General features: G+C 53.7%; 1 protein-coding gene. It reads left to right on the top strand.

Going from position 1 to position 4626, the window contains the following annotated elements; genetic code table 11:
• The first annotated feature begins 7 nt into the window (after window positions 1-7).
• Window positions 8-4579, top strand: a complete 4572-nt coding sequence (locus tag HRU10_14940; protein NRA28528.1) for a hypothetical protein — start codon at window positions 8-10, stop codon at window positions 4577-4579.
• The last annotated feature ends 47 nt before the right edge of the window (window positions 4580-4626 follow it).

The following is a 4626-nucleotide window of genomic DNA, read 5'->3' as shown; positions in this document are numbered from 1 at the left end:
TGACCAGATGCAGACGGGTTTCGAGCACACGGATCATGATGATCCCTTTACTCTAGTCTTCGTCTACCGCCTCGACAACGACAGCGGCATATATAACAACCGCGTGACACGGAATAATAGTCTCCAAATCGGGCGAGGAGCCAGTGAGGGTGATTATTCTGTTCGAATCTTGAATAATGTGCGACTGGGAAACTCAGGATCGCGTGTCGAGGATGTGTATACAGACCGATTTGTTATTCATAGCTATAGTTACTCAGGCAGCGCGAATGGCACGCATACGCATTGGATCGATGGGGAGTTGCAGGGAACAACCGATTTCCTGCAAGAGATAGGACGGCTCCCGCTAGGCGAAAGTGGCAGCGGTCATTACACCCAGGGAACGATTAGCGAGGTATTAATTTTCTCCGAAGCTCTGGACCCGATGCAAGTCGATGCGGTCACCATCCAACTCGCCGACATCCACGGAATCTATGTGCCCAACGCCACATGGATCCAAGCATTTACGCCTTCTGAGCAAGCCATCATCCATGCCTCACGCTACACCCGTAGCCAGTTCGAAGCACGTAAAGCGATTCAGGATGCATCTACGGAGATCAATATTTCAGATACGCTCATCACGGGCGTAGCGGCCTGGTATCGCCAAGAAGAACTTATTCAACACGAGGAAGGTGACGCCGTCGGTGTCTGGCCCGACGCCTTCGGTCAATGGCCGCTTGAGAACGCGAGCGGAAACACGGCTTTATCTCCAACCTTTCGTGCGAATTCATTGAATGGCTTCAGTGGACTGGATTTTGATAACGTTGATGACCGCCTCAACGGGACTTACAACCATCCTTATAATAGTGACAGCCCCATCACCGTGGTGGCCGTCTACGCTCAAAAATCTATTGATGGCAATAATCGGATTCTGACGAATGACAGGAATAATTTTCAATTCGCCGGACGTTATGAGACCAATGCCTACCGTGCTTTGGGCGCAGGGGATTGGCTTGATGAGGGTGAGGTCTACATTCCTTTTGTTGAAGGAAAGCCGGTGATCCAAGCTTACCGTTACGATGCGGCAACGGGACTCCAGGAGTCGTGGATTAACGATGTGTTGATCGGCAGCCACACGGAGCAATTTCAAATAGGGAAAATTGGGCTCGGTGAAGTGATTTCGAACCAAGAGGCGAATGCATACATTTACGAGTTGATCATCTTCGATCGGCTCGTGCCTGACACGGAACTCGATATCGTCGAGGTCTATTTTGCCGAGAAATACGGGCTGTATCATCCCGATGCGGATTGGGTTCAGGGTTTCGATGTGTCCGAGCAAGCCATCATCGGTCGATCGGCGTATTCGCAGGTCGAATTTGAAGCGCGTAAATCACTCCAAGATGCCTCCATAGCCTTAGCTTCGATTTTCAATATCCCTGACGCCATGATCGACGGCGTGGTCGCGTGGCATCGTCCTGAAGATCTTTCAATTTACGAGAACGGAGCATCGGTCGCCTTCTGGCCGGATGCCTTTGGGCAGTGGCCGCTCGAATATACCGGAGGGAACCCCGCCATTGCCCCCACCTATCAACATGACGTTTCAAACGGTATCGCTGCTCTGGACTTTGATAATACGGATGACCGCCTCTACGGCACCTACAATCATCTGATGTCTGATGCGCACCCGATCACCGTCATAGCCGTTTATGCCCAGAAATCGATCAACGGTAGTAATCGGGTCCTAGCGAACGATCGGAACAGCTTTATGATCGCAGGACGCTATGAGACTAATGGCTATCGCGCTTGGGGGGCGGGGGACTGGCTCGACGATTCCGAGCAGGTTATACCGTTCATGGCAAACCAACCTGTTGTCCATAGCTACCGTTACGATGCCCTCACGGGCTTCCAGGAATCCTGGCTCGATGGCAGTTTTATTGGCAGCCATACCGAAAAATTTGAAATGGGACGGATCGGCATGGGCGAAGTCATTGCTAACCAGGAGGCCAACGCCTACATCCATGAACTGATCATCTTCGACCGCTATCTCTCCGACACGGAGATGGATGCGGTGGAGGTCTATTTTGCCAACAAATACGACCTCGTCCACCCGAGCGCGACGGATCGGCAGATCCTCATCTTCGATCTAAATTTAGAAGCTCAACTCCGCGCAGCGATAGGCGTGGTGGCACCGGGACCGATCATGCAATCGCACCTCAATGGACTCACCGGCGATTTCGACTTTAGCGGCTTGGGTATCAGCGATTTACGGGGGATCGAGCAGCTTACGGGGATCACCAGTCTCAACCTCAATGGCAATCGCCTCGACGCCGATTTCGACTCAGACGACATGGCACAGGTTCAAGTGCTGCTGGATGCCGGGGTTACCGTCACCACGGATAGTCAGGAGACGCTGTCCATAGCGACTGCAGTCTCCAATCCGTCGGGAGGCAGCATCCTCATAACTCCTCTCAAAACCGATTATTTTTACGGCGATGCAGTGGAAGTTGTCTTCGATCTCGCTCCGGGATACACCTTTGAAGGGTGGACAGGCGATTTATCCGGCACGGACCACAGCCATGCGATCACGCTTGAAGGCAATGTCAGTGTGAGCGCGACAGTCAGCGATCTCGGCCTGGATCTTACAAACTTAGCTGCCTGGTATCGGCCCGAAGAATTATCAGAAATAGGCATCGATCCGGGGGATGAAGTGACTACTTGGCCTGACGCCTTAGGGAATTTCGATCTCACAGCTCCGGCTGACTCTCGAAGCCTAGTCATAGGGGCGGAAGAGACCTTAGCCGGATACCGTGGCTTATTCTTCGAGAATGATCACGACCGCCTGAACGGCACCTTTGCCCATGCCTCGGGAGCTGATTCGCTCACCGTTACGGTGGTCTATTCCATCTATCGCAAAAACGGTGGCTTTGGAAACCGCATCGTCTGGTCGGATGGAGCTCAGAATAACCTCAACATGGGACGCAGCGACGGTTCTAGCGATTATAACATCGGCATCTCAAACAACGAAAATTGGCTGCAAAACACCGGCGTAGATCGCGATGGTGACCCAGTTCGCGTTCCGTACCATGATGATGCCTACGTCATCCAAACCTATCGCTACTATGGCAGCACTTTTACCCATGACCATCGTCTCAACGGGTTGGAGATGTTTGATATCACTGAGACTCAAGCGGCACACTTTTCTACCATCGGCCTCGGGGTCGAAGGATCCACTAGAGAAGCCGCAGGCACGGTCATGGAACTCATCATCCATGATACCGCTCTCAGTGATACACGACTGGATGACATTGAAGCCTACCTTGCGGACAAATACGGCCTCTATCATCCCGTTGCGGATTGGAAGACGGCTTACCCTGCGGAGCAGCAAGTCATCATCGATGATAGCCAATACGGCCAGGAAGCAGCCGAGCAGGTTTTTGCCATCCAGGCGGCGTATCCCGAAGTGACGAACTCGATCATTTCCAATCTGGCCGCTTGGTATCGCCCGGAGACTTTAACAGCCCAAGGACTTCTGGATGGCGCGTTCGTCGACGCATGGCCCGATGCCCTCGGTCAGTTTGACCTCTTAGCTTTGGGCGGAGGCGGCCGGATTCCTGTTTTCGCTACCGGCCTGCTTGCAGGCTACGACGGCCTCCACTTGGTCGACAATTACGACCACCTCGATAACACCTACCGGCACCCGTCCGCCGAAGATCCACTGACTATTTCCGTCGTTTACGCCATTCACACATCCAATGGCAGCAATCGAAACCGCGTGGTCTGGTCGGACGGGCCGCAGCATCTCAATATGGGACGAAGTGATGGCTCGAGTGGCTATAACATCGGTTATCAGGGGCAAGACCAGTGGACCTCGAACGCAGGGGTAGATCGCCAAGGCAACGCGATCCAGACGCCTTTCTACGAGGACCGCTTTGTCATCCAGACCTATCGCTACGATCCTTCGGAGATAGATCCATCGCACACCCACCGCCTGAACGGTTTGTTTATGGGCTTTTTCACGGGAAGCTCACATTACGCCACGATCGACATGGGCTTAGATGGCACCACGGGAAAAGCCCGCGCTTATGTGATGGAAATGCTCATCCACGACGCGGCACTCTCTGACGCAGACCTCAATGCCGTCGAAGTCTACCTTGCCAATAAATACGCTCTCTACCACCCGGATGCGGCCTGGCTCGATGTCTATGACGCCGAACAGCGAGCCATCATCGACCGCAGTCAATATACAGCTGCTCAGGCCGGGAGCCTAGCGTCCCTCCAGACTACCGATCCCGCCATCCCCGATGCCGCTCTGAGCGATCTGGCCGCCTGGTATCGCCCCGAAGATCTCAGTGCTCAAGGGCTCTCTGAAGGGCAACAAGTCTTCGTCTGGCCCGATGCCTTGGGTCGCTTCGATCTTCTGGACGCCTCCGACAGTGCCAGTCGGCCCGAGTTTGCCTCCAACCTCATCAATGGCCTAGACGGTTTGGACCTGAAAGACGGCAAAGACCGTCTCAAAGGCGAATGGGTTCACCCCGGCTCAGACATACCCCTCACCGTGACAGCAGTTTATGCCATTCACAGCCATCCCATAGGGATGCGCTAAAAAATTAAAAAGTGGTTGGCTCTGGCGGACTTCCGATCAAGGAAGTC

The sequence above is a fragment of the Opitutales bacterium genome (assembly GCA_013215165.1).
Taxonomy (GTDB): Bacteria; Verrucomicrobiota; Verrucomicrobiia; order Opitutales; family JABSRG01; genus JABSRG01.
The sequence above is the reverse complement of the archived record's forward strand: the minus strand, read 5'-3'. Positions and strand labels throughout refer to the sequence as shown.

Excerpts from the sequence above, each read along its gene's own strand:
- HRU10_14940 (NRA28528.1), top strand. The coding sequence starts at position 8 with ATGCAGACGGGTTTCGAGCACACGGATCATGATGATCCCTTTACTCTA.